We start from the raw sequence: 27,000 nt of genomic DNA, 5'->3' as shown, positions 1-27,000 counted from the left end.
CATGAAGCGCTTGCTCGGCTGTGCCTGTGCCCTGCTGCTGTCCACCGCCGCCCACGCTGAATTGCGCATTGGGGTATCGGTCGGGCAGTTCGATAACTACGTGTCCTACCTGGTACAGGCCATGCAGGACCGGGCCAAAGCCTCCCCTGATGACGTCAAGCTGCAGGTGGAAGATTCCGCCAGCGATGTAGTCCGCCAGTTGAACCAGGTGGAAAGCTTTATCAGCCAGAAAGTCGACGCGATCATCGTCAACCCGGCCGACACCGCCGCCACCCGCAAAATCACCGAAAAAGCCAACGCCGCCGGGATTCCGCTGGTGTACATGAACAGCCGCCCCGAGGTCGACACCTTCCCGCCGGGAGTGGTCTTCGTGGGCACCGACGAGCGCGCCATTGGCCGGATGCAGATGGAATACCTGGCCGAGAAGATGGGCGGCAAAGGCAACCTGGCAATCATCCTCGGGCGTCTCGCCCACAGCGATACCGGCAAGCGCACCAATGGGGTCAAGGACGTGCTGGCCAAGTACCCCGAGATCAAAGTCGTCGAAGAACAGTCCGGCGACTGGCAGCGGGAAAAAGGCATGGACCTGATGAATGACTGGCTGACCAAGGGCCAGACCATCAACGCCGTGGCCTCCAACAACGACGAGATGGGCATCGGTGCCGCCATGGCCCTGCGCCAGACCGGACGCCAGGACATTCTGGTGGGCGGCATCGACGGCACGCCGGATGGCTTGCAGGCGCTGAAAAAAGGCCAACTGGCCGTGACCGTATTCCGCGACCCGGTGGCCATCGGGGCCGGCTCGGTGGACGCAGCGCTGATGCTGATCAAGCACGCTGCCCTACAAGGCGATGTATGGGTTCCTACACAACTGGTCACCCCGGAAAACTACCAACAGTTCCTGCACAACTAAGCGCGGTACCGCCGCGAGCATCAAGGGGAACGAGCCTGTAACATGCTCGCCCATTGATGCCCGCGCCGGAGAACACCTTGCCCGCCTCTCACCCTTCCGTCCTCGATGAAATCGATCGCCAGTTGATCGCCGCGTTGCAGATCAACGCCCGCGAAAGCGTGGCTATGCTCGCCCGACAACTGGGCATCGCGCGCACCACCGTCACCTCGCGCCTGGCACGCCTGGAAAAAACCCAAGTGATTACCGGCTATGGCGTGCGCCTGAGCCAGCGGGTGGTGGATGGCGGTTTACAGGCCTACGTGGGCATTACCGTGCAACCGCGCTCCGGCAAGGAAGTGCTGCGCCGGATCAGTGCCATGGCGCAGGTTCAGCAACTGTGTGCGGTCAGCGGCGAGTTCGATTACGTGGCCTGGCTGCGCACCGATTCGCCGGAACAACTGGACCAACTGCTGGACCAGATAGGTAGCGTCGACGGCGTGGAGAAGACCACCACCTCGATCATCCTCAGTAACAAATTGGATCGCGGCCAACCAATCTGACCACCTGCCTCGTCACTCTGACTAAAAACAATTCAATCCGACGACACTTTGCGTCTTATTAACGAACGCTACGCTCCCTAGAATGGCTGCCATCTTTTCCTATACTCAGCGGGTCGCGCCCCGCCGAGTCGCCAGCAAGGTCAGCCATGAGCATTCCTTCCAGCACCATCAGCAAGCCCAACCGCCACCCTGCCAACGGCAAAAAACCGATCACCATCTTTGGCCCGGACTTTCCGTTCGCCTTCGATGACTGGATCGAACACCCGGCCGGCCTGGGCAGCATTCCGGCCGCCAACCACGGCGCCGAAGTGGCGATCGTCGGCGCCGGGATTGCCGGGCTGGTGGCCGCCTACGAGCTGATGAAACTGGGCTTGAAACCGGTGGTGTACGAAGCCTCGAAAATGGGCGGCCGCCTGCGCTCCCAGGCGTTTGAAGGCGCCGAAGGCATCATTGCCGAACTGGGTGGCATGCGCTTCCCGGTGTCCTCCACTGCGTTCTATCACTACGTGGACAAACTCGGACTGGAAACCAAGCCGTTTCCCAACCCGCTGACGCCCGCTTCCGGCAGCACGGTCATCGACCTCGAAGGCCAGACTCACTACGCACAGAAACTCGCCGACCTACCTGCACTGTTCCAGGAAGTGGCTGACGCCTGGGCCGACGCCCTCGAAGCCGGGTCGCAGTTCGCCGATATCCAGCAGGCGATCCGTGACCGTGACGTACCGCGCCTGAAAGAGCTGTGGAATACCCTGGTTCCGTTGTGGGACGACCGCACCTTCTACGACTTCGTCGCCACCTCCAAGGCGTTCGCCAAGTTGTCGTTCCATCACCGCGAAGTGTTCGGCCAGGTCGGCTTCGGCACCGGCGGCTGGGACTCGGACTTCCCCAACTCGATGCTGGAAATCTTCCGCGTGGTGATGACCAACTGCGACGATCACCAGCACCTGGTGGTCGGCGGCGTCGCCCAGGTGCCCATGGGCATCTGGCGCCATGTGCCGGAGCGTTGCGCCCACTGGCCGGAAGGCACCAGCCTCAGCTCGCTGCACCACGGCGCGCCACGGGCCGGGGTCAAGCGCATTGCCCACGCCCCCGACGGCCGTTTCGCTGTCACCGACAACTACGGCGACACCCGCGAATACGCCGCCGTGCTGACCACCTGCCAAAGCTGGCTGCTGACCACCCAGATCGAGTGCGACGAGACCCTATTCTCGCAAAAGATGTGGATGGCCCTCGACCGCACCCGCTACATGCAGTCGTCGAAGACCTTCGTGATGGTCGACCGGCCATTCTGGAAGGATAAGGACCCGGAAACCGGCCGCGATTTGATGAGCATGACGCTGACCGACCGCCTGACCCGTGGCACCTATCTGTTCGACAATGGCGACGACAAGCCCGGGGTGATTTGCCTGTCCTACTCGTGGATGAGCGACGCCCTGAAAATGCTCCCGCAGCCGATCGAAAAGCGCGTAAAACTGGCCCTCGATGCGCTGAAAAAGATCTACCCGAAAGTCGACATTGCCGCACGGATCATCGGCGATCCGATCACCGTGTCGTGGGAAGCCGACCCGCATTTCCTCGGTGCTTTCAAAGGCGCACTGCCGGGCCACTATCGCTACAACCAGCGGATGTACGCGCACTTCATGCAGAACGACATGCCGGCAGAGCAACGCGGTATTTTCATCGCCGGTGACGACGTGTCCTGGACGCCTGCGTGGGTTGAAGGCGCCGTGCAAACCTCGCTGAATGCGGTGTGGGGCATCATGACTCACTTCGGTGGCAGCACTCACCCACAGAACCCGGGGCCGGGGGATGTGTTCGACGAGATCGGGCCCATCGCACTGCCCGAGTAAGGAGTTGCCCATGCGTGTCGCCCTGTATCAATGCCCGCCTTTACCGCTGGACGTGGCCGGCAATCTCAAGCGCCTGCATCAACTGGCGCAAGAGGCCAACGACGCCGACCTGCTGGTGCTGCCGGAGATGTTTCTCACCGGCTATAACATCGGCGTGGAGGCGGTCGGCGCCCTGGCCGAAGCTCAGGACGGCCCGTCTGCGCAGTCCATCGCTGCGCTGGCGAAAAACTCGGGGGTGGCGATCCTCTATGGCTATCCGGAGCGCGGGGCTGACGGGCAGATCTACAACGCCGTGCAGTTGATCGACGCCAACGGCCAGCGCCTCTGCAACTACCGCAAGACCCACCTGTTTGGCGACCTCGACCACTCGATGTTCAGCCCCGGGGACGATGAGTTTCCGCTGGTGGAGTTGAACGGCTGGAAGCTGGGGTTCCTGATTTGCTATGACCTGGAATTCCCGGAGAATACCCGGCGCCTGGCGCTGGCCGGGGCAGAGTTGATCCTGGTGCCGACAGCCAATATGGTGCCCTTCGATTTCGTCGCCGATGTCACCGTGCGGGCGCGGGCGTTTGAAAACCAGTGTTATGTGGCCTACGCCAACTATTGCGGCCAGGAAGGCCAGATCCAGTATTGCGGGCAAAGCAGCATCGCCGCGCCGGATGGCCAGCGGATTGCCCAGGCCGGTCTCGATGAGGCATTGATTGTCGGCACCCTGGATCGGCAGTTGATGGTCGACTCACGCGCGGCCAATCGCTACCTGCTGGACCGTCGCCCCGAGCTGTACGGTGCGCTGCACAAGCACTGATCCCGGCCGCTTTGCGCTAGCATAGGCACTTCCTACGTTTCGGAAGTGCCCATGCCTGCGCCGGCCCACCCTCATTACCTTTCATTGACCCTGGCCAACGGCCTGCAGGTTTCCTTGCGTCATGCGCCGCGCTTGAAGCGGTGTGCGGCGGCCTTGCGCGTTGCAGCGGGCAGTCATGATGTGCCCCTGGCGTGGCCGGGACTGGCGCATTTTCTTGAACATCTGTTGTTCCTGGGTACTGAGCGTTTTCCTGCACACGAAGGGCTGATGGCCTACGTGCAGCGCCAGGGTGGGCAGGTCAACGCCAGCACTCGCGAACGCACGACCGACTTTTTCTTTGAAGTGCCGGTAGCGGCATTTGAGGCCGCCCTGGAACGCCTCGGCGACATGCTCGCCCATCCGCGCCTGACCATTGAAGACCAGTTGCGCGAGCGTGAAGTGTTACAGGCGGAATTTATCGCCTGGTCGCAAGATGCCGCGGCGCAACAGCAACAGGCCTTGCTGGAAGGCGTTGCGGCGGATCATCCGCTGCGGGCGTTTCATGCGGGCAACCGGGATAGCTTGCCGGTAGAGCGTGAGGGTTTTCAGCACGCGTTGCGGGATTTTTATGAAGGTTTCTATCAAACCGGGCAAATGACCTTGAGCCTGGCGGGCCCTCAGTCACTGGCGGAGCTGGAGGCGTTGGCGCAACAGTTTGGCGCTGTGCTGAAGACTGGCCCGCTGCTGCCACAAAAGCCTGCGCCAGCGTTGCTGGCCGGCAATCAACGTACCTATCAACACACTCATGCAGACCACTGGCATCAGGTCGTGGCAAGCGAGGCGTCCCCTGAAGCGTTGGACTTCCTCTGCCTGTGGCTGAACGCTTCGGCACCGGGCGGATTGCTCGCCGAATTGCAGTCGCGGCAGTTGGCCAGCGCCCTCAACGCGACGCGGTTGTATCAGTTCGCCGGCCAGGCGCTGCTGGATATTCAGTTCACCCTGGGCACTCAGGGTGCGCAACAGACGGCCCTGATCGAAGAACTGTTGCACGACTGGCTGAGCTTTTTCGCACACTGCGATTGGACATTGCTGCGGGAAGAGTTCGCCCTGCTGTTCGCCCGTAAACAACAGGTCAGCGGCGCTCTGGCATTGGCCCGGCAGGGCAACGAGCCAGTATTGTCCGAGCAGAGCGCCTCCTCTCTCAAGGCGCTGCTGGCCTCGCTGCAATTGCCGCCGTCCCGACACGCCTGGCAACTGCCGCCCGCCAATCCGTTCCTGCGCCCTGCCGTCAAGGAAGAGCGCCCGGGGCTGATTCGCGGCCAGACCAGTGCCCATCGCGGCTTGCGTACGTTTGCCCAGGATCGCTCCCGTGGGCGGCGGGACCTGTCGGCGCTGACCTTTAGCCAGGCAATCCCGGACGACGCCGACGAGGGTGCGATTTACCTGCACTGGCAACTGGATTCGCCGCTGCGCACAGACCTTTTCCCATACCTGCGGGAGAACGCCAGCCAGGCGGGCGTCGAATTGTCCTTCGAGACCATCGGCAATCACTGGCAACTGAAAATGGTCGGGGCCCACGAGCCAATGCCTGCGTTGCTGGAAGAAGTCGCGCGCGGCCTGACACAGCTCGATGAAATGACGGTGACGCAATCCCCCGCCGTACCGACGATGGCCATCCGTCAGTTGCTCAAGGCATTGCCCGAGTATTGTGCCGGCGTCACACCTGCACACCCGGCCGCCGCGCAAGATCGATGGTCGACCGCTCACTGGCAAGGGCTTGCCGTCGCGCTGCCCGCCGCTTGCGAGGCGGCGATTAAAAGTGCCGCAGGGCGCCTGCCTGGCCAACCGGCAAACGTCATCAGCGAACGCGCGTCGATCAGCGGCCAGCATCTGTGGCACGACGTGAGCACCGACTCCAGCGACGCCGCGTTGCTGCTGTTCTGCCCCACACCGACTCAATCCCTGGCCGACGAGGCGTGCTGGCGTTTACTCGGGCACCTGATACAAGCGCCGCTCTACCAGCGCCTGCGTGTCGAACTGCAATTGGGCTACGCGGTGTTCAGCGGCATCCGACAGTTCAATGGGCAAACTGGGCTGCTGTTCGGGGTGCAATCTCCCAGCGCTTCCCTTGCGCAAATTCTTGATCATCTGCAAACGTTCCTGAAACAGCTGCCCGCCCTGATCAATGGCAGCGAACTGCCAGGTGATCTGGCCCGGCAATTTTCCCTCGATGCACTCACCACCGCCCAAGCCGCTGACCTGCTCTGGCACGCGCACTTGGCAGGCCACCCGTCGGATTACATCCAGCAGCTGCAAGATTTCATCCAAACCCGAACCCACAAAGATTTAATGGACGCTGCACAGCAACTCAATGGCGCTGCAGGTGGCTGGCGCTGTGTGGCCAACGGCGCATGCCCGGCCGCACCCTGGCAATGATCGAGCTGATCATTGCCGCTACGGTAAAAGGCTTTTTCCGTCAGGACAGCGCTATCTTTAACAGAAGTACGTAACATTCATACGCACACCTCTGAACATCTGCGCCTGGAGGTGGACTATATGTATTACTTGGTAGTAGACGTCCCATCCCTTCGTAGGAGTAAGAACATGACTTGGTCCAAACCTGCTTACACTGATTTGCGCATCGGCTTTGAAGTCACCATGTACTTTGCCAGCCGCTGATTGGCTTTGTATTGCAATGCAACGCCTCGGCTCGCCCGGGGCGTTTTTATTTTTGAGTTGTGTGTAATGGAGCGGCCATGTTTGTCCAGATTCTAGGTTCCGCCGCGGGCGGTGGTTTCCCGCAATGGAACTGCAACTGCGTGAACTGCGCAGGTTTTCGTGACGGCAGCCTGCGTGCCGAGGCGCGCACCCAATCGTCCATCGCGATTTCCGATGACGGCGTGAACTGGGTCTTGTGCAACGCCTCCCCGGACATCCGCGCCCAGCTTCAAGGGTTTGCCCCGATGCAACCCGGCCGCGCCCTGCGGGACACCGGCATCAGCGCGATCATCTTGATGGACAGCCAGATCGACCACACCACCGGCCTGCTCAGCCTGCGCGAAGGCTGCCCGCACCAGGTGTGGTGCACCGACATGGTCCACGAAGACCTGAGCACCGGCTTCCCGCTGTTCACCATGTTGACCCACTGGAACGGCGGGCTGGCCTGGAACCGCATCGAACTGGATGCCAGCTTCACCATTCCTGCCTGCCCCAACCTGCGCTTTACGCCGTTGCCTCTGCGCAGCGCGGCGCCGCCCTACTCGCCTCACCGATTCGACCCACACCCGGGCGATAACATCGGCCTGATCGTCGAAGACCTGCGCACCGGCGGCAAACTGTTCTACGCCCCGGGCTTGGGCAAGGTCGACGGGCCGTTGCTGGAGATCATGGCGGGCAGCGATTGCCTGTTGGTAGACGGCACGATGTGGGACGACGACGAAATGCAGCGCCGTGGCGTCGGCACCCGTACGGGCCGCGAGATGGGCCACCTGGCGCAAAACGGTCCCGGCGGCATGCTGGAAGTGCTGGAGCAGTTGCCCAAGCAGCGCAAGGTGCTTATCCACATCAACAACACCAACCCGATCCTGGATGAGGACTCGCCCGAGCGAGCCGAGTTGCTGCGGCGCAATGTGGAAGTGGCGTACGACGGCATGAGCATTGAATTGTAGGAGCGAGCCAAATGACTGACACACCGCTGACCACCGCCGAGTTCGAACAGGCCCTGCGGGCCAAGGGCGCCTTCTACCATATCCATCACCCGTATCACGTGGCGATGTATGAAGGCCGCGCCACCCGCGAACAGATCCAGGGCTGGGTCGCCAACCGCTTTTATTATCAAGTGAACATTCCCCTCAAGGACGCCGCCATCCTGGCCAACTGTCCGGACCGGGAGATCCGTCGCGAGTGGATCCAGCGCCTGCTGGATCACGATGGAGCCCCCGGTGAAGACGGCGGTATTGAAGCCTGGCTGCGCCTGGGCCAGGCCGTGGGCCTGGACCCGGATCAACTGCGCTCCCAGGAATTGGTACTGCCCGGCGTACGATTTGCGGTAGACGCCTACGTCAACTTCGCCCGCCGCGCCAGTTGGCAAGAAGCCGCCAGCAGTTCCCTGACCGAGCTGTTCGCCCCGCAGATCCACCAGTCGCGCCTCGACAGCTGGCCCCAGCACTACCCGTGGATCGACCCGGCCGGCTATGAGTATTTCCGCACCCGCCTGGGCCAGGCTCGCCGGGATGTGGAGCACGGTCTGGCCATCACCCTGCAGCACTACACCACCCGCGAAGGCCAGGAGCGCATGCTGGAAATTCTCCAGTTCAAACTGGACATTCTTTGGAGCATGCTCGATGCCATGAGCATGGCTTACGAATTGAACCGCCCGCCGTACCACAGCGTGACGGACCAGCGTGTATGGCATAAGGGGATCACCCTATGAACTTCGATCGCAGCAAAAAACCGACCTGGCGCCAGGGCTATCGCTTTCAGTACGAGCCCGCGCAAAAAGGCCATGTGCTGCTGTACCCGGAAGGCATGATCAAGCTCAACGACAGCGCCGCCTTGATCGGTGGCTTGATTGATGGCGAACGCGACGTGAGCGCGATCATTGCCGAGCTGGACCAGCAATTCCCGGGCGTGCCCGAACTCGGTGAAGACATCGAGCAATTCATGGAGGTCGCCCGTGCTCAGCACTGGATCGAACTTGCCTGATCTGCCACCCACGCCGGAAATCGGCCTGCCGCTCTGGTTGCTCGCCGAGCTGACCTACCGCTGCCCGCTGCAGTGCCCTTACTGCTCCAATCCATTGGATTTCGCCGAGCAGGGCAAGGAGTTGAGCACCGAGCAGTGGATCAAGGTATTTCGCGAAGCCCGGGAAATGGGCGCCGCGCAGTTGGGGTTTTCCGGTGGTGAACCGCTGGTGCGCCAGGACCTCGCCGAACTGATTGCCGAGGCGCGCAAACTGGGGTTTTACACCAACTTGATCACCTCCGGCATCGGCCTGACCGAGCAGAAGATCAGCGACTTCAAGAAGGCTGGGCTGGACCATATCCAGATCAGTTTCCAGGCCAGCGACGAGCAGGTGAACAACTTGCTGGCGGGGTCAAAAAAGGCTTTCGCACAGAAACTGGAAATGGCCCGGGCGGTGAAAGCACATGGTTACCCGATGGTGCTGAACTTCGTCACCCACCGGCACAATATCGACAAGATCGACCGCATCATCGAGCTGTGCATTGCCCTGGAAGCGGACTTTGTCGAGCTTGCCACCTGCCAGTTCTACGGCTGGGCCCAGCTCAATCGGGTCGGCCTGCTGCCGACCCAGGAACAACTGGTACGCGCCGAGCGCATCACCAACGAGTACCGCGCCAAGCTCGAAGCCGAAGGCCACCCGTGCAAGCTGATATTCGTCACGCCGGATTACTATGAGGAGCGCCCGAAAGCCTGCATGAATGGCTGGGGCAGTATCTTTCTGACGGTGACACCGGACGGCACTGCCCTACCGTGCCACGGTGCCCGACAGATGCCGGTGCAATTTCCCAACGTGCGCGACCACAGCATGCAACACATCTGGTATGACTCGTTCGGCTTCAACCGCTTTCGCGGCTATGACTGGATGCCCGAGCCGTGTCGCTCATGCGACGAGAAGGAGAAGGACTTTGGTGGCTGCCGCTGCCAGGCATTCATGCTGACCGGAGATGCCAGCAACACCGACCCGGTGTGCAGCAAATCGGAGCATCACGGGATGATCCTCCAGGCCCGCGAGGAAGCGGAGCATGCCACCCAGACCATCGAGCAACTGGCCTTTCGCAATGAGCGCAACTCACGGCTGATCGCGAAAGGCTGAGGCCTGTTAACGTTTGGCGATGATGTACACGGCGTGCACGATGCCCGGAATGTAACCGCACAAGGTCAGCAGAATATTCAGCCAGAAGGCGCCGGCAAAACCCACTTGCAGGAACACACCCAGTGGCGGCAGCAGAATGGCGATGATGATGCGAATGATATCCATGGGTTCAGCTCCTGAAAATCGGCTCGTGTGAGCCGTACAAGCTAATCGACCCTGGGCGCTCTTGAGGGTTCAGTGGGATCTGGCACCGGGCCATCCTCAGGCCAGGATTTCCAAACCGTGCTTCTGCACGATGCTCAATAGCTTGAGCGCCATGCCACTGGGACGTTTCTCACCGGACTCCCATTGCTTCACCGTGGAGGCACTGGTGTTCAAATAACGCGCAAACACCGGTTGGCTGACGTGGCTGCGCTCTCGTAGTTGTTTGATTTGCTCGGCCGGGATTTGCGCCGGGATATCCGCAAGGCATGCCTCGTCAAACTCACGAAGAGTCGTCTTATTAATGGCGCCTATGGCATAAAGCGCTTCCGCGGATTGGTGAATGGACTCAAACGCCTCACTTTTATATTTCTTGGTCATGATGTATCTCCACAAACTCCCTGAGATCCAGCATCTGCTGAATCTGTGCTTCGCTAAAACTTTCATAGGTCTTAGCCAGCGACCGAAACCAAACCAGTTCGCTTTGACTGATATTGCTTTGGTTCTGCTTGGCAAATAGCAATTGATACACCCAGTAATGCCTACCCTTGGCCAAGACAATTGAACGATGTCGGTTCTGATTCAGACGCTTCTTCCAAACACCGCCGCCCAAATTATCGGCTTGGCCGCCAAGCATCTCGCTGAATGCTTCCCTCAATTCCGAATCACATATCCAAGCCTTGCTGGCTGCGTTGGCAAAATTCCGCGTTTTGAACAGCCTGAGCCTCATAAGGCATCCCTTCCCAAAAACATACCACCCAGTGGTATAGATTAGAAATAGAGCATGATAAAAATCTTCACACCCAATCGGCAGTCCTTGCCGACGTCCGCTAAAAAGCCACTTTTCCCAACGATGCTCAAGCGCCCTTTTCAATCCAAAAATTTCGAGACAAAAAAACGCCCCCAACCAAAAGAATCAGGCTGGAGGCGCTGCGTATACCGCGAGACGGTTCAGGAAATACGGGGTTAAACGGCAATGCCCTTGCGGCATTGCAGCTGCGCGGTGCGCACCCGGGAGAAGGCACGCGCCAGGCGCAGGAGCATTTCGTCGACGTTGCTTTTGCTCAGCGTCAGCGCCGGCGTGAAGCGCAGACAACCCGGTTGTGACGCGCTCAGGATCAACCCTTCACTGAGCGCTGCCTTTACCACGGCATCTGCAGAGTCTTCCGACAGGGTCAGCCCCCACATCAGGCCTTGGCCACGCAATTCGCCCTGGCCATAGCGATGAGCCAGACGAACCAGTCCTTCGCCCAGGTAAGCGCCGACCTCGCAGACGTGTTCAAGAAATCCGTGGTTCAGCACAGTCTCCAGCACTGCCACACCGGCGGATGCCATCAGCGCGTTGCCATGGTGGGTGCCTTCCAGCTCTCCGAGCTCAAAACAACACGCCTTGCCCCGCGCGAGCAACGCCGCCAGCGGCACACCACCACCCAGGCCCTTGCCCAGGGTGACGATGTCGGCGCGTACGCCGTAGTGCTGTTCGGCTAGCAGAGTGCCGCAACGGCCGGTGCCGGTTTGCACTTCATCGAGGATCAACAGGATCCCCAGCTCGCGGCAAAGGCGCTCGACGCCTTTGAGGTAATGCTCGGTCGCGGGAATGACGCCGGCATTGTTCTGGATCGGTTCCAGCATGATTGCCACGGTTTGCGCGTCGACGGCGGCATGCAGCGCCGGCAGGTCGTTGAACGGCACGTGGCTGAAGCCCGGCAACTGCGGCTCGAAGCGATTTTCGCTGGCGGCCGCCGACGCCGACATCGCGGCAAAGCTGCGTCCATGGCAACCGTTGCTGGCAGTGATGATGCGATAGGCGCCGCCGCGATGGAGCTGGCCCCATTTGCGCGCCAGCTTGATCGCTGCTTCGCAGGCTTCGGCGCCGCTGTTGAGCAGGTAGGCCTGGTCGCTGCCGGTGCGGTGGCACAGGCGGTCAGCGAGGTTCAGTTGAGCGCGGTTGTGCAGGCCGTGGCCGGGGTTGATCAGCGATTGGGCCTGATCGGCCAACGCCTTGGTCAAAACTTGCGGGCTGTGGCCCAGGCTGTTGGCGCCGCCGCCCTGGCTGAAGTCGAGGTAGGCACGGTCTTCGCTGTCCCACAGCCAGGAACCCTGGCCCCGCACAAACACCTGGGCCGGGCGAGCAACGCTGGGCATCAGGCAGTCGCTGGAAAGATCGTCGCGCAGTGTCGGGGGTTTCGCGTCGAGAACCAGATCATCCAGGCTGGGCACCGGGCGACGCAGGTTGAACAGGTTCATGGATGAACCCCTTTGGCAATCGCACCTTGGTCGATACCACCGATCCACCCATGGCGAAGGTTTTTTGCCCTGCCTATGCAAACACCGTCAACATAAACACTACTCATCGCACTTTCCGGCCCTGTAAGCCCTGTGAATAGGCGCTAGACTAGGCGTCTGGGGGGCACTCGGCCATTTCGATTTTCCAGCTTTTTCGATAAGCATTACTTATGGATTTCAAGCAACTGCGTTATTTCGTCGCGGTGTATGAAGAAGGCCACGTGGGCCGGGCGGCAGAGCGCCTGTCGATCTCCCAGCCAGCCTTGTCGCAGCAGATACGCCAGCTCGAACAGAACCTCGATGTGAGCCTGTTCGAACGCAGCAGCAAGCGCCTGCTGCCAACCCTGGCGGCTCACACCTTGTACAACCATGCCCTGCCCCTGCTCGACGGCATGCAGCATGCAGTGGAAGCGCTGCGCAACTTCAAGGGCCAGGCATTGCGCACCCTGGCGATCGGCGTGCTGCAAACCGTGCACACCAGCCTGGTGCCGCAGATGCTCGAACGGGTGCGCAAGGCCCAGCCGCACCTGGTGGTGCAAATCTACGAATTGACCGGTATGGAAATCGAGCGCCGGCTGCTCAATGGCTCGCTGGATATCGGCATCAGTTACCTGCCACCGCGCCAGCCGGGATTGCACGGCGTGCTGCTGTATGAAGATGAACTGAAGGTGGTCATCCCGTCTGATCACCCGCTGCGGGAATTCAAGAAAGTCTCCTTGAAGCAGGCCGCCGAGTTGCCGATGTTACTGCTCGGGGAAGAGTTTCAGGTGCGGCAGATATGGCAAGGCCAACTGGCCAACCTGGGCCGACGCCCGCAAGTGCAGGCCGAGTTGAATACGATGGTGGGGATTCTCGACAGCCTGCCCCACACCAAGTTGGCGACAGTGCTGCCCGGACGCTCCCAGGACGAACACAACAGCAAGGGGTTGCTGTGGAAACCGTTGAGCGAACCACGGGTGCCGTTGAAAGTGGGATTGGTATGCCGGGATGTGCAGCGTCAGCAGGCAACGCTGGAATTGTTGCGCACGCTGCTGGAAGACGTGATGAACGCGCCGGTCTGACTTTTTCGCAGGCAAAAGAAAACCCCGCCGAAGCGGGGCTTTGCAGACTGTTTCCCTGACATCCATTTCACTCCGCCTTCCTGGCAGAATCCTACGTGTCCGTGTTGTTGCTTTGCGCTTCCTGCGCGACGTCCATGTGAAGTAGATTATCCGTGGATCCAATATGGCGATAGAGGACGAATAGCAGCACGTCATGTAAGAGATTGCTTACACGCCCTCCAAGCCCTTAGAACTGGGCTTCATCCAGCAAAAACAGCGATTCGCTACCGGCTTTTACCGAAGCACTGAGGGACGCGATCCGCGGCAGCAGGCGGGCAAAGTAGAACCGCGCGGTGCCCAGTTTGCTGGCGTAGAAGTCTTCCTGCGCCTCTTTGCCCAAAGCTGCCTTGGCCATCAGGGCCCACATGTACGCATAGGCCATGTAGCCAAACGCGTGCAGATACTCCACCGACGCCGCACCGATTTCATTCGGGTTGGACTTGGCGCGGTCCAGCAGCCAGGCGGTCAACTCATCCAGGTCATCCACCGCCGCGTTCAGCGGCTTGGTGAACTCGGCCAGTTCGGCACCGGCCGTGGCGGTGAAATGGCGGATCTCGTCGGCGAACAGCTTATAGAACGCCCCGCCGCTGCCGACGATCTTGCGTCCCACCAGGTCCAGGGCCTGAATGCCGTTGGTGCCTTCGTAGATCTGGGTGATGCGCACATCACGCACCAGTTGCTCCTGGCCCCATTCGCGAATGTAACCGTGGCCGCCGAACACCTGCTGGCCGTGCACGGTGGTTTCCAGGCCCAGGTCGGTCAGAAACGCCTTCGCCACCGGAGTCAGCAAGGCCACCAGGTCGTCCGCGCGTTTGCGGGTGGTGGCGTCTTCGCTGAACTTGGCGGTGTCGAGTTGCATTGCCACATAGGTGGAGAACGCACGGCCGCCTTCGTTCGAGGCTTTCATGGTCAGCAGCATGCGCCGCACGTCCGGGTGGACGATGATCGGGTCAGCGACCTTGTCGGTGGCTTTCGGACCGGTTGGCGAACGGCTCTGCAGGCGGTCGCGCGCATATTCGATGGCGTTCTGATAAGAGCGCTCGCCGGAGGCCAGGCCTTGAATACCGACGCCCAAACGCTCGTAGTTCATCATGGTGAACATCGCGGCCAGGCCGCGGTTGGGTTCGCCCACCAGGTAACCCACGGCTTCGTCGAAGTTCATCACGCACGTCGCGGACGCCTGGATGCCCATCTTGTGTTCGATGGAGCCACAGGTCACCGGATTGCGCGCGCCCAGGCTGCCATCGGCATTCACCATGAACTTGGGCACCAGGAACAGCGAGATGCCCTTGGGCCCCGCCGGTGCGTCCGGCAGCTTGGCCAGTACCAGGTGGATGATGTTGTCGGTGAGGTCGTGCTCGCCACCGGTGATGAAGATCTTGGTCCCGCTGACCTTGTAGGAACCGTCTGCCTGAGGCTCAGCCTTGGTGCGGATAATCCCCAGGTCGGTGCCGGCATGGGGCTCGGTCAGGCACATGGAACCGGCCCACACGCCGGAGTACATATTCGGCAGGTAAGTGGCTTTGAGTTCTTCACTGGCGTGGGTGTTGATCGACACGCAGGCGCCGGAGGTCAGCATCGGGTACAGACCAAAAGCCAGGCCCGAGGAGTTGATCATCTCTTCAACCTGGGCCGACACCGCCTTGGGCATGCCCATGCCGCCGTAGGCCGGGTCGCCACCGACACCTACCCAACCGCCTTCGGCGTAGGTGGTGTAGGCGTCCTTGAAGCCCGCCGGGGTGAACACCGCGCCATTCTCCCAGCGGCAGCCTTCTTCATCGCCGCCACGGCTGAGCGGGGCTACGGTCCTGGAGGTGACTTTGCCGGCTTCTTCGAGGATTGCCTCAACGGTCTCGGCGTCGACGGTATCGGCCAGCGCAGGCAGTTGAGCCCAGAGTTTGGCGACCTCGAAAACTTCGTTGAGGACGAAGCGCATATCGCGCAGCGGCGCTTTGTAGTCAGCCATGGCAAACCTCGTGAGAACTTGAAAGTGATTCGGGTGGTGTCGGTTTTACAGACCCCGAGTGTACCCGAACAACTTTTGAGACACATAGGGTCTGTTCATGACCAATAGGTATTTTACAGTCACTAAAGCGCAAACAGCTCCGCCGGCAGACTCATCAGGCACTCGCTCCCCGCCTCCACCGCCCCCCGGTGGGCAGCGGTTCGCGGCAGCAGGCGCTTGAAGTAGAACTCGCACGTGGCCAGTTTGCCTCGGGCGTAATCCGCATCACCGCTGCCGCTGTCCAACTGCTCTTGTGCCACCAGCGCCATGCGCAGCCACAGGTAGGCGAGGATGATGTAGCCGCTGTACATCAAGTAATCCAGGGCGGCGGCGCCGACTTCATCGGGGTTTTTCATCGCCGCCATGCCCACCTTGACCGTCAGCTCGCCCCATTGCTGATTCAACTGGTTGAGCTGCGCCACATGGGCCTTGAGTTGCGGATGCTCGGCATTGGCCGCGCAGAACTTATGGACGATTTTGGTAAAGCCCCGCAGCAACTTGCCCTGGCTGCCGAGCACCTTGCGCCCGAGCAAATCCAACGCCTGAATACCGTTGGTGCCCTCATAGATCGGTGCAATCCGGCAATCACGAACCAGCTGTTCCATGCCCCATTCGCGAATGAAGCCATGGCCGCCAAACACTTGCATGCCGTGGTTGGTCACCTCCAGCCCGGTTTCGGTCATGAAGGCCTTGCAGATCGGCGTGAGGAACGCCAACAGGTCTTCAGCCTCCTGGCGCTGGCCCTCGTCAGCACTCAGGTGCGCGGTATCGAGCAACTGTGCGGTGAAATAGGTCAACGCCCGGTTGCCTTCGTTGAAGGCTTTCATGGTGAGCAACATGCGCCGCACATCCGGGTGGACGATGATCGGGTCGGCGGCTTTTTCCGGGGCCTTGGCACCGGTCAGCGAACGCATCTGCAAGCGGTCGTTGGCGTACTTGATCGCGCCCTGGAAGCTCGCTTCACCCAGGCAAAGGCCCTGCATGCCGGTGCCCAGGCGCGCATGGTTCATCATGGTGAACATGCAGTTGAGGCCCTTGTTCGCCTCACCAATCAGGAAACCCCGGGCGCCATCGAAGTTCAGCGCGCAGGTGGCCGAAGCCTTGATGCCCATCTTGTGTTCGATGGAGCCGCAGCTCACCCCGTTGCGCTCGCCAGAGTCGGCATGGAATTTAGGCACGATAAACAGCGAGATACCCTTGGTGCCGGCCGGTGCATCCGGCAGTTTGGCCAGCACCAGGTGGATGATGTTTTCACTCATGTCGTGCTCGCCGGCCGAAATGAAAATCTTGCTGCCGGTGACCGCGTAGCTGCCGTCTGCCTGAGGCACGGCGCGGGTCTTGATCAGCCCCAGGTCGGTGCCGCAATGGGCTTCGGTCAGGCACATGGTGCCGGTCCACTGGCCGGCGGTGAGTTTGCTCAGGTAGGTGTTTTTCTGTTCTTCAGTGCCGTGGGCGTGGATCGCCGACATCGCACCGTGAGTCAGGCCGGGGTACATGCCCCAGGACGTGTTGCTGGAGGCAATCATCTCGGCGAGTACCAATCCCAGGGACAGCGGCAAGCCTTGCCCGCCGTAGGCCGGGTCGGCCGCCAGACCGTGCCAGCCACCTTCCACGTACTGGGCGAAGGCTTCCTTGAACCCCTTGGGCGTGGTCACCACGCCGTTGTCGAAATGGCAGCCTTCTTCATCGCCGGTACGGTTCAACGGCGAGAGGACGTTTTCGCAGAATTTCGCGCCTTCTTCGAGGATCGCACCCACCATGTCCGGGCTGGCGTCGTTCGCCCCCAGCGCTGCGTAGTGGCCGTGGAAGTCAAAGACGTGATCCATCAGAAAGCGCATGTCGCGCAGGGGAGCTTTGTAGTCAGGCATGGCAATGTCTCCGGCAGCAGATACCTTCAACCTACTGCTGCCCGGCCCCACGGACAATCACTCTAGGGCCGCTGAATACACCACTATCACTCAACCGGCAGCGCTTTCCCGTACCGCTCCCCGGCGTGTTTGCCCTGCAGCCACCACACAGTTACGCCCGGCGCCCTTGGCGCTGTACAGCGCCTGGTCAGCGGATTTGAGCACTTCTTCAGGCGAGCGCTGCTCGGCCAAGCGCTCGGCCACACCGATGCTGACGGTCACCGATACGCTGGACGCGCCGCTGCCCGTGCGACGCTGGCGGCCTTGCTGGTCGTCCTGGGGACGGTCCAGATTACGCAGCTTGATGTCGTAGTTGGCGATAATCTCGCGGATTTCCTCCAGGTGCGGCAGGCACTCATCCAGGGTTTTGCCGGCGAACACCACGGCAAACTCTTCGCCGCCGTACCGGTAAGCCCGCCCACCGCCGTTGACCTTGGACAGCTTGCTGGCCACCAGGCGCAGCACCTGATCGCCCACATCGTGGCCGTGGGTGTCGTTGAAACGTTTGAAATGATCGACGTCGCTCATGGCCAGTACGTAGTTGCGGCCCAGCCGCTGCATCCGCTCGTTGAGCGCGCGGCGACCCGGCAGCCCGGTCAGCTCATCACGGAAGGCCATTTGATACGCCTCGTGGGCCACACCGGCGGCAATCATCAGCATCACCTGGCTGCACATGATGTTGAGGGTAAACGGCAGGATGAACGTCTGCGGCAGCATCCAGAACAGCCCCAACAAGCCCACCAGTTGCGCGGCATGCAGCGGCCTTGGCTGGTACCAGTACTGCGCAGCCAGGGTGACAAAGCCAATCAGGAACATCGGGTATGACAGCTGGATCAGGCTCATCCAGCGGCCATGCAAGGCTGGCCAGCGAATCTCGGCCAGCCAGCTCAACAACGCTTGGGGGAAACTTTGCTCAAGGGCCAACGCCACGCTGCCTACCGCGAACAGCACTGCGCACCGTGCGACGAAGTCCCGAAACAGGTGGGTTTTTTCCTGCCAGACCGCGTAGATGCCGAACAACAGGGGCAACAACAGGCAACACAGGTGGAAGACCACCGCCGCGTCTTCCCGGACACGCCCGTGGTCGCGGTAGTAATCGGTCTGGGTGTCCAGCAGGAAATAGATGACGTACACCGTGATCATCAGGAACAGCTCGCGCTGACGACGGTAGACCGCACAGTACGAGCCGCCCAACAGCAACACCAGGGTTGGCAGTACGTTGAACAGTGAGGTGAAGAACACATTGAGATCCTTCACGTACGCAGCCGAGAGCCCCGCCAGGAGCAACAGCAGTGAAGGTAAGAAATGGCTGAAACGGACAGCAGACGCGCGCGACAAGGGTAAAGCTCCGACCCACTAAAAAGATGGCACAGTGCCTTCACTGATCACAGTTAAGCACATTCAATGTGATGCGTATCACATTGCCATCACTTTAACGGCCGCGTGGCGTAATCCCTGAGTGCCGGGCTGGGGTTTTTTATCGGTGTGGGGCGGGACGCGGAGCGTCCAGGGCTGCAGTCCCACACGGAGCGTGGGAACGATCAAAAAACGCGCAAAAAAAAACCGCCGCTCCCAAAGGAGCGGCGGCTTTTTTAAATGAACCCGCCGGGGCTTAGTAGCCCAGGTCGAAGTTCTCTTCTTTCATGTCCATCAGGTTGTTGGCGCCCGACAGCATGGTTGCAACGTGGGTGCGGGTACGCGGCAGGATGCGCTGGAAGTAGAAGCGCGCAGTCTGCAGCTTGGCGGTGTAGAAGCCTTCTTCGGTGGTGCCGGCAGCCAGTTTCTCGGCAGCCAGGCGGGCCATGTCAGCCCAGAAGTAAGCCAGGCAGGCGTAACCGGAGTACATCAGGTAATCCACCGAAGCGGCGCCGACTTCTTCACGGTCTTTCATGGCCGCCATGCCGACCTTCATGGTCAACTCGCCCCACTCTTTGTTCAATGCAGCCAGCGGTGCAACGAATTCCTGTACCGCTTCGTTGCCTTCGTTGGCCTGGCAGAACTTGTGGACGATCTTGGTGAAGCCCTTCAGCGCTTCGCCTTGGGTCATCAGCACTTTACGACCCAGCAGGTCGAGCGCCTGGATGCCGGTGGTGCCTTCGTACAGCATCGAAATGCGGCTGTCGCGAACGTTCTGCTCCATGCCCCACTCGGCAATGAAGCCATGGCCGCCGTAGATCTGCACGCCGTGGTTGGCGGATTCAAAACCGACTTCGGTCATGAACGCCTTGGCAATCGGGGTCATGAACGCCAGCAGGGCGTCAGCCTGTTTCTTGGCTTCGTCGTCGGTGCCGTACTTGACCACGTCAACCTGCTTGGCGGTGAAGTACACCATCGCGCGGTTGCCCTCAGCGAAGGCTTTCATGGTCAACAGCATACGGCGCACGTCGGGGTGCACGATGATCGGGTCGGCGGCCTTGTCCGGCGCTTTCGGGCCAGTCAGGGAGCGCATTTGCAGACGATCGCGAGCGTATTTCAGGCCGCCCTGGAAGCCGATTTCAGCGTGGGACAGGCCTTGCAGCGCGGTGCCCAGGCGAGCGGTGTTCATAAAGGTGAACATGCAGTTCAGGCCTTTGTTCGCCGGGCCGATCAGGAAACCGGTGGCCGCGTCGAAGTTCATCACGCAGGTGGCGTTACCGTGGATGCCCATTTTGTGTTCCAGGGAACCGCAGGACACCGCGTTGCGCTCGCCAATCGAACCGTCGGCGTTCGGTACGAACTTGGGAACGATGAACAGCGAAATGCCTTTGGTGCCGGCCGGTGCATCCGGCAGGCGGGCCAGCACGATGTGGACGATGTTGTCGGCCATGTCGTGTTCGCCGGCCGAGATGAAGATCTTGGTGCCGGAAACCTTGTAGGAACCATCAGCCTGAGGTTCGGCCTTGGTGCGCAGCATGCCCAGGTCGGTGCCGCAGTGCGGTTCGGTCAGGCACATGGTGCCGGTCCACTCGCCCGACACCAGCTTGGTCAGGTAAGCCTCTTGCTGCTCGGGAGTGCCGTGCTCGGAAATGGTGTTCATCGCGCCATGGGACAGGCCCGGGTACATGCCCCACGACCAGTTGGCTTCGCCGACCATTTCGCTGACTGCCAGGCCCAGGGACTCCGGCAGGCCTTGGCCACCGTGCGCCACGTCGTGGGCCAGGCTCGGCCAGCCGCCTTCAACGAATTGTTTGTAGGCTTCTTTGAAACCGGTAGGGGTCTTAACGCCTGACTCGCTCCAGGTGCAACCTTCGATGTCACCCACGCGGTTCAGCGGTGCCAGTACCTGCTCACAGAACTTGGCGCCTTCTTCGAGAATGGCGTCAACCATGTCCGGGGTAGCGTCCTGGCAAGCCGGCAGGCTCTGATAGTGCGCTTCATAGCCAAGCAGTTCGTCACGAACGAAGCGAATATCACGCAAGGGGGCCTTGTAGTCAGGCATAGCGATAAACCTCTGCTGATGTATCTGGGATGAACAACCGCGTGGATGTGTTATGGCGGTCAAACAGTTGTTTGAAACATACGTTTACGACCAATCCTTGTCAAGCGTCGCGCCAATGCCGTTTGTCATGACGCAGGTCAACACCAGGCACGACAAGGCCTGCAGCAAAATGCCGCATGAAAATTCAAAGTGAAGAAAGATTATCGAGCGGTGAGGATCAACGTGGGAGCTGGCTTGCCTGCGATGCAGGCGCCGCGGTGTATCAGGAGGATCGAGGTGACGCTATCGCAGGCAAGCCAGCTCCCACAGAGAAAGCCAGCTCGCACGATAAGAGTGGGGGGTTATGCGTAAGTGTCGATCAACGTGCCGAGCATTTCGTCGGAAGCCTTGGCGACTTTGGCGCCCAGCTCAACCTGGAACTTGCCCTGGGCCATTTCGACCATATTGCTCGCCGAATTGGTTGCCTGATTGGCATCTACCGAACGCAAACGATCATTTTGCGCGTCCGAAGGCTGGGTAGTGGCGGCGCTGGCGATCTTGCCGGCGGCCTGGTCGACACGGTTCTGCCCGGTCTGAATCGCGCTCAGCCCCGAGTAAAACGCACTGCTACCAGAGATTTCCATGGCGTGAACCTGCCTATAAGAGAATCGTGAACCGTCATTGAAGCAGACCTACTGGCAAAACGCCCGTTAAAAACACTAATGGCATAATGCCTTAGCCATAGGCAAAACTAGTCAAGCAGGTCCAACTGCAGGTACTCGGCGACCGCTTCGGCGCTGGGTTGCTTGAGTTTTGGCACCCTCCCGAGGAAAGGCGCAGGCAGTCGCTCAGCCAGGGTCGCGAGGTTTTCTTCCAGACGAGAGGTCTTGGGATCGATGATATTCGCCACCCAACCCGCCAGCGGTAAACCATCGTGGGCGATGGCTTCTGCGGTCAGTAACGCATGGCTGATACACCCCAGCCGCACGCCCACCACCAGGATCACCGGCAGCTTCAGCGCCCGGGCCAGGTCCGACAAGTTGTCCTGATCGGCCAATGGCACCCGCCAACCGCCCGCGCCTTCGATCAAGGTGAAGTCCGCCTGCTTGGCCAGAATATGCTGCATGGGTTTGAGCAACGACTGCACCGTCAGCGCCACGCCGGCTTCGCGGGCAGCCAGGTGGGGGGCGATGGCCGGCTCGAACGCCACCGGGTTGACCTCGGCATAGCTCAACGGCAACGAACACTCGGCGAGCAACGCCAGGGCATCCGAATTGCGCAGGCCCTTGGGCGTCACCTGGCACCCCGACGCCACAGGTTTGCCTGCGGCAGTGCTTTTGCCGGCTTGCCGCGCGGCATGCAGCAGGCCGGCGGCGATGGTGGTCTTGCCGACGTCAGTGTCGGTCCCCGTGATGAAGTAAGCGGCACTCATAGAGGTTTCTCCAGGACGGCGTACACCACTTGATAAGTCGCCGGCAGGCCCTGGGCCTGGCGGAACTGCTCGTAGGCTTGCACCAGTGCAACAATCCGCGCCCGGCCCGTCAAGCCTCCGGGGCGCCCCGGGTTCAGATTGTGCGCACCCAAGGCTTTCAATTCGTGGGTCAGGCTGCGCACGTCGGGGTAATGCAGCACGTGGGGACGCTGCTCCAGGCTATGCACGCGCAAACCACTGGCCGCGCACAGCTGCTCATAAGCGCTGAATGGCCGGAAACGGTTGACGTGCACCATGCCATCCGCCGCACGCCAGCTTTCGCGCAACTCATCCAGCGTACCCACGCACAAGCTGGCAAACGCCAGCACACCGCCGGGCTGCAACACACGACGCGCTTCGCTGAGCACTGCTGCAAAATCCGAGCACCACTGCACCGCCAAACTGGAGTAGATCAGCCCGCAGCTGGCGTCCTGCAAGGGCAAGCGCTCGGCATCGCCAGCGATAAAGTGCTGCGCGCCGCCCAAGGGCCTGGCGTGGTTGAGCATGCCTTCGGCAATGTCCAGGGCCACGCCTTGGCTGTCCGGAAATGACTGGCCCAGCACACGACTGAAATAACCCGTACCGCAGCCCAGGTCCAGCCAGCGTTGCGGCGAAATATCTTCCGGCATACGCCGCAGCAGCTCGCTGCCCACCGCGCGTTGCAATTCGGCAACGCTGTCGTAACTGGCCGCTGCGCGAGAAAAGGACGCCGCTACCTGACGCTTGTCTGGCAAGCCGCCGGGCAGCACATGGGATAAATCAGTCATCACCGCACTCATGCAAAAAAGCCTGGATGGCCCCCGCCACACCGTGGGGGTCCTCCAGTAGAAAAGCGTGACCGGCCTGTTCAATCAGGCCGATTTCAACATCGGGCAACAACGCCAGCAGATCGCCGCAAGCCTCAGCGGGCACCAGGCCATCCATGCCGGCAAACAGGTGCAACTGCGGGCCGCGAAAGGCCAGCAACGCCTCACGGGTGTCCAGTTGAGCCAGTAATTCAAGGCCGGTCATCAGCACGGAAGAAGGCGAATTCGGCGCCCCGCTGACCAACAAGCGCGCCAGCCCGCGAGGATCTTCGGCGCCCTTGGCGCACAACAGGCCGAAGCGCTTAAGCGTGACCTGGGAATCGGCATTGCACCCGGCGAGAAACGCATCGAAGGTTTCGGCAGGCATTGCGCTCGGCCAGTCGTCATGGGCGACAAAACACGGGTTGCTGGCCAATGTCACCAGGCCGCAGCAACGATCACCCCGGCGCGCGGCCAGCTCTGAAGCCAGCATTCCGCCGAGGGACCAGCCGCCCAGCCAGGCGTTGTCCGGCAGGCTGGCGTCCAGCTCGTCGAGCCATTCGTCGAGGTCGCTGGAAGCCAAGGCCGGCAAGGGTTCGATGTGCACCCGCAAATGCTCATCCAGCCCCTGCAACGCCGCCGCCAACGGCTCCAGCGGCGAAACGCCGAGGCCCCAACCAGGCAGCAATATCAGTCGATCACGCATGGTCGGGCTCCTGGCCTAACAAGCGGAAACACTCTTCCAATGCGCTTAACAATAGCTGCACCTGCGCCTCACTGTGGGCCGCTGTCAGGGTCACCCGCAGTCGCGCGCTGCCAGCGGGCACAGTGGGTGGACGGATCGCGGTCACCATCAGCCCACGCTCACGCAACATCTGCGACAAACGCACGGCACGGGCGCTGTCGCCAATCATGATCGGCTGGATCGGCGTGAAACTGTCCATCAGTTCCAGGCCGATCTGCTCGGCGCCCCGGCGGAACTGGCGGATCAGCCCGTTGAGATGCTCCCGCCGCCAATGCTCGGAGCGCAGCAGTTCCAGGCTTTTCAGCGTGGCGCAGGCCAACGCCGGCGGTTGGCTGGTGGTGTAGATATACGGGCGGGCAAACTGGATCAGGCTTTCGATCAGTTCCTCACTGCCTGCCACAAACGCCCCGGCAGTACCAAAGGCCTTGCCCAGGGTGCCCACCAATACCGGCACGTCCTCCTGGCTCAGGCCAAAATGCTCGACGATCCCGCCACCGTTGGCGCCCAAAGGCCCGAAGCCATGGGCGTCATCCACCATCAGCCATGCGCCCTTGGCCCGGGCTTCACGGGCCAGTGCCGGCAGGTCGGCCACGTCGCCGTCCATGCTGAACACGCCGTCGGTCACCACCAGCGTGTTGCCGGTGGCTTTCTCCAGGCGCTTGGCCAGGCTTTCAGCGTCGTTGTGCAGGTAACGATTAAAGCGCGCACCGGAGAGCAAACCGGCGTCCAGCAACGACGCATGGTTGAGACGGTCTTCCAGCACCGTATCGCCCTGCCCCACCAGCGCCGTGACCGCCCCGAGGTTGGCCATGTAACCGGTGGTGAACAGCAACGCCCGTGGGCGGCCGGTAAGGTCGGCCAGGGCTTCTTCCAACTCATGGTGTGGCGTGCTGTGGCCGATCACCAGGTGCGAAGCGCCACCGCCCACACCCCAACGCGCCGCGCCTGCACGCCAGGCCTCAATCACTTGCGGGTGATTGGCCAGGCCCAGGTAATCGTTGTTGCAGAACGCCAGCAACGGCTGGCCATCGACCACCACTTCAGGGCCTTGCGGGCTCTGCAGCAGTGGGCGTTGGCGGTACAGGTGTTCGGCACGACGGGCCGCAAGACGCGCGGCGAGATCGAAAGACATGAGACCTCGATTAAGCAGACCGAACGCGGGCAACCCTGTGGGAGCTGGCTTGCCTGCGATGACGGCGGCACATTCAGCATCAATGCGTCTGATAGACCGCTATCGCAGGCAAGCCAGCTCCCACACTGGATCGCACGTCGGCAGGAGAAATGGCTTAAACAGCCGCGTTATAGAACTGCTCGCTGCTCTTCTGCTCCACCAGCGCCTGCTCGATCGCCGCCTGATGCACTTCATCGGCGTGCTCTTCCCGGGCTTCCGGCAAGATCCCCAGGCGTGAGAACAGCTGCATGTCTTTATCCGCCTGCGGGTTGGCGGTGGTCAGCAGTTTGTCGCCGTAGAAAATCGAGTTGGCGCCGGCAAAAAACGCCAGGGCCTGCATCTGCTCGTTCATCGCCTCACGCCCGGCCGACAGCCGCACATGGGACTGCGGCATCAGGATGCGCGCCACCGCCAGCATGCGGATGAAGTCGAACGGGTCGATGTCGTCGGCGTTTTCCAACGGCGTGCCGGCCACTTTCACCAGCATGTTGATCGGCACCGATTCCGGATGCTCCGGCAGGTTGGCCAGCTGGATCAGCAGGTTGGCGCGGTCATCAAGGGACTCGCCCATGCCGAGGATGCCGCCGGAGCAGATCTTCATCCCCGAATCCCGTACGTACGCCAGGGTTTGCAGGCGCTCGCCGTAGGTGCGGGTGGTGATGATCGAGCCGTAGAACTCCGGCGAGGTGTCGAGGTTGTGGTTGTAGTAGTCGAGGCCGGCCTGGGCCAGGGCTTCGGTCTGGTCCTGGTCGAGGCGGCCGAGGGTCATGCAGGTTTCCAGGCCCATGGCCTTCACGCCTTTGACCATTTCCAGCACGTAGGGCATGTCTTTGGCCGACGGGTGTTTCCAGGCGGCGCCCATGCAGAAACGGGTCGAACCGATGGCCTTGGCGCGAGCGGCCTCTTCGAGGACCTTCTGCACTTCCATCAGCTTTTCTTTTTCCAGGCCGGTGTTGTAGTGGCCCGACTGCGGACAATATTTGCAATCTTCCGGGCAGGCGCCGGTCTTGATCGACAGCAGCGTGGAAACCTGGACGCGGTTGGCGTCGAAATGCGCGCGGTGCACGGTCTGCGCCTGGAACAACAGGTCATTGAAGGGCTGGACGAACAGCGCTTTGACTTCGGCCAAAGACCAATCGTGACGCAGGTTGGCAGTGATGCTGGCGCTCATGGGCGATTCCTTGATTATGCTTTGGCAAGCCCTGTGGGGAGGAATACCCACAGGCACGACACGGATGCTCGGCATATTTAAGGAAGATTCATGCACTGTCAACTTGAGAACAAACACGAGGTTTACAACTGGTTAAAAAGCAACCAAATCTGTTTGATCTGTGATGAAAGCAGTGAAACAGCCCACCCCATCTGCAACGCCTGCGAAACCGAGTTGCCTTGGCTGATGGACGCCTGCGAGGTGTGCGCGCTGCCGTTGCCCATGGCGGGTCTGGTGTGCGGCCAGTGCCTGAAACGACCGCCAGCGTTTAAACAGGTGGTTGCACCCTGGACGTACAGCTTTCCCGTCGACAGCCTGATCAGCCGTTTCAAGCACCAGGCCCGCTGGCCCCTGGGCCATTTACTTGCGCACCTGCTGGGGCAATGCCTGCAACACCGGTATGAGGATGCCGACCTGGCGCGTCCCGACTGCCTGCTGCCGGTGCCACTGGCCCGCAAACGCCTGCGGGAACGGGGCTACAACCAGGCGACAATGCTCGCGCGTTGGCTGAGCAAGGACCTGAACATTCCTTACGATGAGCACGTGCTGTTACGGCCTCATGAAACCGTGGCGCAACAGAACCTCGACGCCAAGACCCGCCAGCGCAACCTGCTCCAGGCCTTTGCCTTGGCGGACAGCGCCCAAGTCAAAGGCCGGCACCTGGCGCTGGTCGACGACGTGCTCACCACCGGTGCCACCGCCAACAGCCTCGCCCGGCTCTTGATGGACGCCGGCGCCCGGCAGGTGGACGTGTATTGCCTGGCGCGCACGCCCAAGCCAGGCACATGACTTGACTCGCG

26 protein-coding genes are annotated in these 27,000 nt (G+C 61.2%); 12 read left to right on the top strand and 14 right to left on the bottom strand.

Features of this window, described 5'->3' with window-relative positions:
* Position 1: 1 nt before the first annotated feature.
* The 10 genes from HX855_RS15655 (at position 2) to pqqE (ending at position 9,922) form a co-directional block, all read left to right on the top strand.
* A complete protein-coding gene (locus HX855_RS15655) occupies positions 2 to 913 on the top strand; it encodes a sugar ABC transporter substrate-binding protein (RefSeq protein WP_177088852.1) in 912 nt (303 codons plus the stop codon).
* Between the two features lie 56 nt (positions 914 to 969).
* Positions 970 to 1,452: an Lrp/AsnC family transcriptional regulator gene (locus HX855_RS15650; RefSeq protein ID WP_177088853.1), complete on the top strand. Its 483-nt coding sequence runs from the start codon at positions 970 to 972 to the stop codon at positions 1,450 to 1,452.
* Positions 1,453 to 1,619: 167 nt separating this feature from the next.
* Positions 1,620 to 3,302, top strand: coding sequence for an NAD(P)/FAD-dependent oxidoreductase (locus tag HX855_RS15645; protein WP_177088894.1), 1,683 nt, complete (start codon positions 1,620 to 1,622; stop codon positions 3,300 to 3,302).
* A 10-nt stretch (positions 3,303 to 3,312) separates the two neighbouring features.
* The gene (locus tag HX855_RS15640) at positions 3,313 to 4,107 is read left to right on the top strand and encodes a carbon-nitrogen hydrolase family protein (protein WP_177088854.1); all 795 of its coding nucleotides are present in this window, start codon (positions 3,313 to 3,315) and stop codon (positions 4,105 to 4,107) included.
* 51 nt (positions 4,108 to 4,158) lie between these two features.
* Positions 4,159 to 6,522: a pyrroloquinoline quinone biosynthesis protein PqqF gene (gene pqqF / locus HX855_RS15635; RefSeq protein WP_177088855.1), complete on the top strand. Its 2,364-nt coding sequence runs from the start codon at positions 4,159 to 4,161 to the stop codon at positions 6,520 to 6,522.
* 168 nt (positions 6,523 to 6,690) lie between these two features.
* On the top strand, positions 6,691 to 6,765 hold the full coding sequence (gene pqqA / locus HX855_RS15630; protein WP_003194766.1) for a pyrroloquinoline quinone precursor peptide PqqA: 75 nt from the start codon (positions 6,691 to 6,693) through the stop codon (positions 6,763 to 6,765).
* Positions 6,766 to 6,842: 77 nt separating this feature from the next.
* Positions 6,843 to 7,754 (top strand): pyrroloquinoline quinone biosynthesis protein PqqB, encoded by a 912-nt coding sequence (gene pqqB, locus HX855_RS15625; protein WP_010167410.1) that lies wholly within the window; start codon positions 6,843 to 6,845, stop codon positions 7,752 to 7,754.
* A gap of 11 nt (positions 7,755 to 7,765) precedes the next feature.
* Entirely contained in the window at positions 7,766 to 8,518 is a 753-nt protein-coding gene (pqqC, locus tag HX855_RS15620; protein WP_177088856.1) for a pyrroloquinoline-quinone synthase PqqC, read from the top strand.
* Positions 8,515 to 8,790: a pyrroloquinoline quinone biosynthesis peptide chaperone PqqD gene (gene pqqD, locus HX855_RS15615; RefSeq protein WP_177088857.1), complete on the top strand. Its 276-nt coding sequence runs from the start codon at positions 8,515 to 8,517 to the stop codon at positions 8,788 to 8,790. Before pqqC ends, pqqD begins: the two co-directional genes overlap by 4 nt.
* On the top strand, positions 8,783 to 9,922 hold the full coding sequence (gene pqqE / locus HX855_RS15610) for a pyrroloquinoline quinone biosynthesis protein PqqE (RefSeq protein ID WP_177088858.1): 1,140 nt from the start codon (positions 8,783 to 8,785) through the stop codon (positions 9,920 to 9,922). Before pqqD ends, pqqE begins: the two co-directional genes overlap by 8 nt.
* A gap of 6 nt (positions 9,923 to 9,928) precedes the next feature.
* On the opposite strand, the gene HX855_RS15605 is transcribed toward pqqE, so the two are convergent.
* The 4 genes from HX855_RS15605 to HX855_RS15590 form a co-directional block, all read right to left on the bottom strand.
* Positions 9,929 to 10,087 carry a YqaE/Pmp3 family membrane protein gene (locus tag HX855_RS15605; RefSeq protein WP_003211049.1) on the bottom strand — a complete coding sequence of 53 codons (159 nt, stop codon included), beginning with the start codon at positions 10,085 to 10,087 and terminating at the stop codon, positions 9,929 to 9,931.
* Positions 10,088 to 10,183: 96 nt separating this feature from the next.
* Complete coding sequence (locus HX855_RS15600; protein WP_063026725.1) at positions 10,184 to 10,504, bottom strand: DNA-binding transcriptional regulator; 321 nt, start codon at positions 10,502 to 10,504, stop codon at positions 10,184 to 10,186.
* Positions 10,488 to 10,853, bottom strand: a complete 366-nt coding sequence (locus HX855_RS15595; protein WP_177088859.1) for a type II toxin-antitoxin system RelE/ParE family toxin — start codon at positions 10,851 to 10,853, stop codon at positions 10,488 to 10,490. Before HX855_RS15595 ends, HX855_RS15600 begins: the two co-directional genes overlap by 17 nt.
* A 236-nt stretch (positions 10,854 to 11,089) precedes the next feature.
* Positions 11,090 to 12,370, bottom strand: coding sequence for an aspartate aminotransferase family protein (locus HX855_RS15590; RefSeq protein WP_177088860.1), 1,281 nt, complete (start codon positions 12,368 to 12,370; stop codon positions 11,090 to 11,092).
* Positions 12,371 to 12,579: 209 nt separating this feature from the next.
* Between HX855_RS15590 and HX855_RS15585 the strand changes: the two genes are divergently transcribed.
* Positions 12,580 to 13,470: a LysR family transcriptional regulator gene (locus HX855_RS15585; RefSeq protein ID WP_010167419.1), complete on the top strand. Its 891-nt coding sequence runs from the start codon at positions 12,580 to 12,582 to the stop codon at positions 13,468 to 13,470.
* 226 nt (positions 13,471 to 13,696) lie between these two features.
* Here the strand turns inward: HX855_RS15585 and HX855_RS15580 are convergent, their stop codons facing one another.
* From HX855_RS15580 to bioB, 10 genes are all read right to left on the bottom strand, one after another.
* The gene (locus HX855_RS15580) at positions 13,697 to 15,475 is read right to left on the bottom strand and encodes an acyl-CoA dehydrogenase C-terminal domain-containing protein (protein WP_177088861.1); all 1,779 of its coding nucleotides are present in this window, start codon (positions 15,473 to 15,475) and stop codon (positions 13,697 to 13,699) included.
* 122 nt (positions 15,476 to 15,597) lie between these two features.
* On the bottom strand, positions 15,598 to 17,382 hold the full coding sequence (locus HX855_RS15575; RefSeq protein WP_177088862.1) for an acyl-CoA dehydrogenase C-terminal domain-containing protein: 1,785 nt from the start codon (positions 17,380 to 17,382) through the stop codon (positions 15,598 to 15,600).
* A gap of 90 nt (positions 17,383 to 17,472) precedes the next feature.
* A complete protein-coding gene (locus HX855_RS15570; protein ID WP_177088863.1) occupies positions 17,473 to 18,759 on the bottom strand; it encodes a diguanylate cyclase in 1,287 nt (428 codons plus the stop codon).
* A 274-nt stretch (positions 18,760 to 19,033) separates the two neighbouring features.
* Positions 19,034 to 20,839: a phenylacyl-CoA dehydrogenase gene (locus HX855_RS15565; RefSeq protein ID WP_003211060.1), complete on the bottom strand. Its 1,806-nt coding sequence runs from the start codon at positions 20,837 to 20,839 to the stop codon at positions 19,034 to 19,036.
* 341 nt (positions 20,840 to 21,180) lie between these two features.
* Positions 21,181 to 21,462: a pyrroloquinoline quinone biosynthesis protein PqqE gene (locus HX855_RS15560; protein WP_169386981.1), complete on the bottom strand. Its 282-nt coding sequence runs from the start codon at positions 21,460 to 21,462 to the stop codon at positions 21,181 to 21,183.
* A gap of 107 nt (positions 21,463 to 21,569) precedes the next feature.
* Positions 21,570 to 22,250, bottom strand: coding sequence for a dethiobiotin synthase (gene bioD / locus HX855_RS15555; RefSeq protein WP_177088864.1), 681 nt, complete (start codon positions 22,248 to 22,250; stop codon positions 21,570 to 21,572).
* On the bottom strand, positions 22,247 to 23,056 hold the full coding sequence (gene bioC / locus HX855_RS15550; RefSeq protein ID WP_177088865.1) for a malonyl-ACP O-methyltransferase BioC: 810 nt from the start codon (positions 23,054 to 23,056) through the stop codon (positions 22,247 to 22,249). Before bioC ends, bioD begins: the two co-directional genes overlap by 4 nt.
* The gene (locus HX855_RS15545; protein ID WP_177088866.1) at positions 23,049 to 23,780 is read right to left on the bottom strand and encodes an alpha/beta fold hydrolase; all 732 of its coding nucleotides are present in this window, start codon (positions 23,778 to 23,780) and stop codon (positions 23,049 to 23,051) included. Before HX855_RS15545 ends, bioC begins: the two co-directional genes overlap by 8 nt.
* Positions 23,773 to 24,951 (bottom strand): 8-amino-7-oxononanoate synthase, encoded by a 1,179-nt coding sequence (bioF, locus tag HX855_RS15540; protein WP_177088867.1) that lies wholly within the window; start codon positions 24,949 to 24,951, stop codon positions 23,773 to 23,775. The genes HX855_RS15545 and bioF overlap by 8 nt, the downstream gene beginning before the upstream one ends.
* Before the next feature lie 154 nt (positions 24,952 to 25,105).
* A complete protein-coding gene (gene bioB / locus HX855_RS15535; RefSeq protein WP_003211072.1) occupies positions 25,106 to 26,161 on the bottom strand; it encodes a biotin synthase BioB in 1,056 nt (351 codons plus the stop codon).
* Between the two features lie 90 nt (positions 26,162 to 26,251).
* Between bioB and HX855_RS15530 the strand changes: the two genes are divergently transcribed.
* Entirely contained in the window at positions 26,252 to 26,989 is a 738-nt protein-coding gene (locus tag HX855_RS15530) for a ComF family protein (RefSeq protein ID WP_177088868.1), read from the top strand.
* Positions 26,990 to 27,000: the final 11 nt, after the last annotated feature.

This window comes from Pseudomonas sp. IPO3778 (assembly GCF_013386825.1).
Classification (GTDB): Bacteria; Pseudomonadota; Gammaproteobacteria; order Pseudomonadales; family Pseudomonadaceae; genus Aquipseudomonas.
The sequence above is the reverse complement of the archived record's forward strand: the minus strand, read 5'-3'. Positions and strand labels throughout refer to the sequence as shown.

Bases quoted from the DNA above. Each gene is read 5' to 3' on its own strand.
- HX855_RS15650 (WP_177088853.1), top strand. From the start codon at position 970: ATGCCCGCGCCGGAGAACACCTTGCCCGCCTCTCACCCTTCCGTCCTC.
- bioB (WP_003211072.1), bottom strand. From the start codon at position 26,161: ATGAGCGCCAGCATCACTGCCAACCTGCGTCACGATTGGTCTTTGGCC.
- HX855_RS15580 (WP_177088861.1), bottom strand. From the start codon at position 15,475: ATGGCTGACTACAAAGCGCCGCTGCGCGATATGCGCTTCGTCCTCAAC.
- HX855_RS15640 (WP_177088854.1), top strand. From the start codon at position 3,313: ATGCGTGTCGCCCTGTATCAATGCCCGCCTTTACCGCTGGACGTGGCC.
- HX855_RS15545 (WP_177088866.1), bottom strand. From the start codon at position 23,780: ATGCGTGATCGACTGATATTGCTGCCTGGTTGGGGCCTCGGCGTTTCG.
- HX855_RS15530 (WP_177088868.1), top strand. From the start codon at position 26,252: ATGCACTGTCAACTTGAGAACAAACACGAGGTTTACAACTGGTTAAAA.
- pqqC (WP_177088856.1), top strand. From the start codon at position 7,766: ATGACTGACACACCGCTGACCACCGCCGAGTTCGAACAGGCCCTGCGG.
- HX855_RS15560 (WP_169386981.1), bottom strand. From the start codon at position 21,462: ATGGAAATCTCTGGTAGCAGTGCGTTTTACTCGGGGCTGAGCGCGATT.
- HX855_RS15590 (WP_177088860.1), bottom strand. From the start codon at position 12,370: ATGAACCTGTTCAACCTGCGTCGCCCGGTGCCCAGCCTGGATGATCTG.
- HX855_RS15655 (WP_177088852.1), top strand. From the start codon at position 2: ATGAAGCGCTTGCTCGGCTGTGCCTGTGCCCTGCTGCTGTCCACCGCC.
- HX855_RS15600 (WP_063026725.1), bottom strand. From the start codon at position 10,504: ATGACCAAGAAATATAAAAGTGAGGCGTTTGAGTCCATTCACCAATCC.
- pqqD (WP_177088857.1), top strand. From the start codon at position 8,515: ATGAACTTCGATCGCAGCAAAAAACCGACCTGGCGCCAGGGCTATCGC.
- HX855_RS15565 (WP_003211060.1), bottom strand. From the start codon at position 20,839: ATGCCTGACTACAAGGCCCCCTTGCGTGATATTCGCTTCGTTCGTGAC.
- pqqB (WP_010167410.1), top strand. From the start codon at position 6,843: ATGTTTGTCCAGATTCTAGGTTCCGCCGCGGGCGGTGGTTTCCCGCAA.
- bioD (WP_177088864.1), bottom strand. From the start codon at position 22,250: ATGAGTGCCGCTTACTTCATCACGGGGACCGACACTGACGTCGGCAAG.
- HX855_RS15605 (WP_003211049.1), bottom strand. From the start codon at position 10,087: ATGGATATCATTCGCATCATCATCGCCATTCTGCTGCCGCCACTGGGT.
- bioC (WP_177088865.1), bottom strand. From the start codon at position 23,056: ATGACTGATTTATCCCATGTGCTGCCCGGCGGCTTGCCAGACAAGCGT.
- pqqF (WP_177088855.1), top strand. From the start codon at position 4,159: ATGCCTGCGCCGGCCCACCCTCATTACCTTTCATTGACCCTGGCCAAC.
- HX855_RS15575 (WP_177088862.1), bottom strand. From the start codon at position 17,382: ATGCCTGACTACAAAGCTCCCCTGCGCGACATGCGCTTTCTGATGGAT.
- bioF (WP_177088867.1), bottom strand. From the start codon at position 24,951: ATGTCTTTCGATCTCGCCGCGCGTCTTGCGGCCCGTCGTGCCGAACAC.
- HX855_RS15595 (WP_177088859.1), bottom strand. From the start codon at position 10,853: ATGAGGCTCAGGCTGTTCAAAACGCGGAATTTTGCCAACGCAGCCAGC.
- HX855_RS15585 (WP_010167419.1), top strand. From the start codon at position 12,580: ATGGATTTCAAGCAACTGCGTTATTTCGTCGCGGTGTATGAAGAAGGC.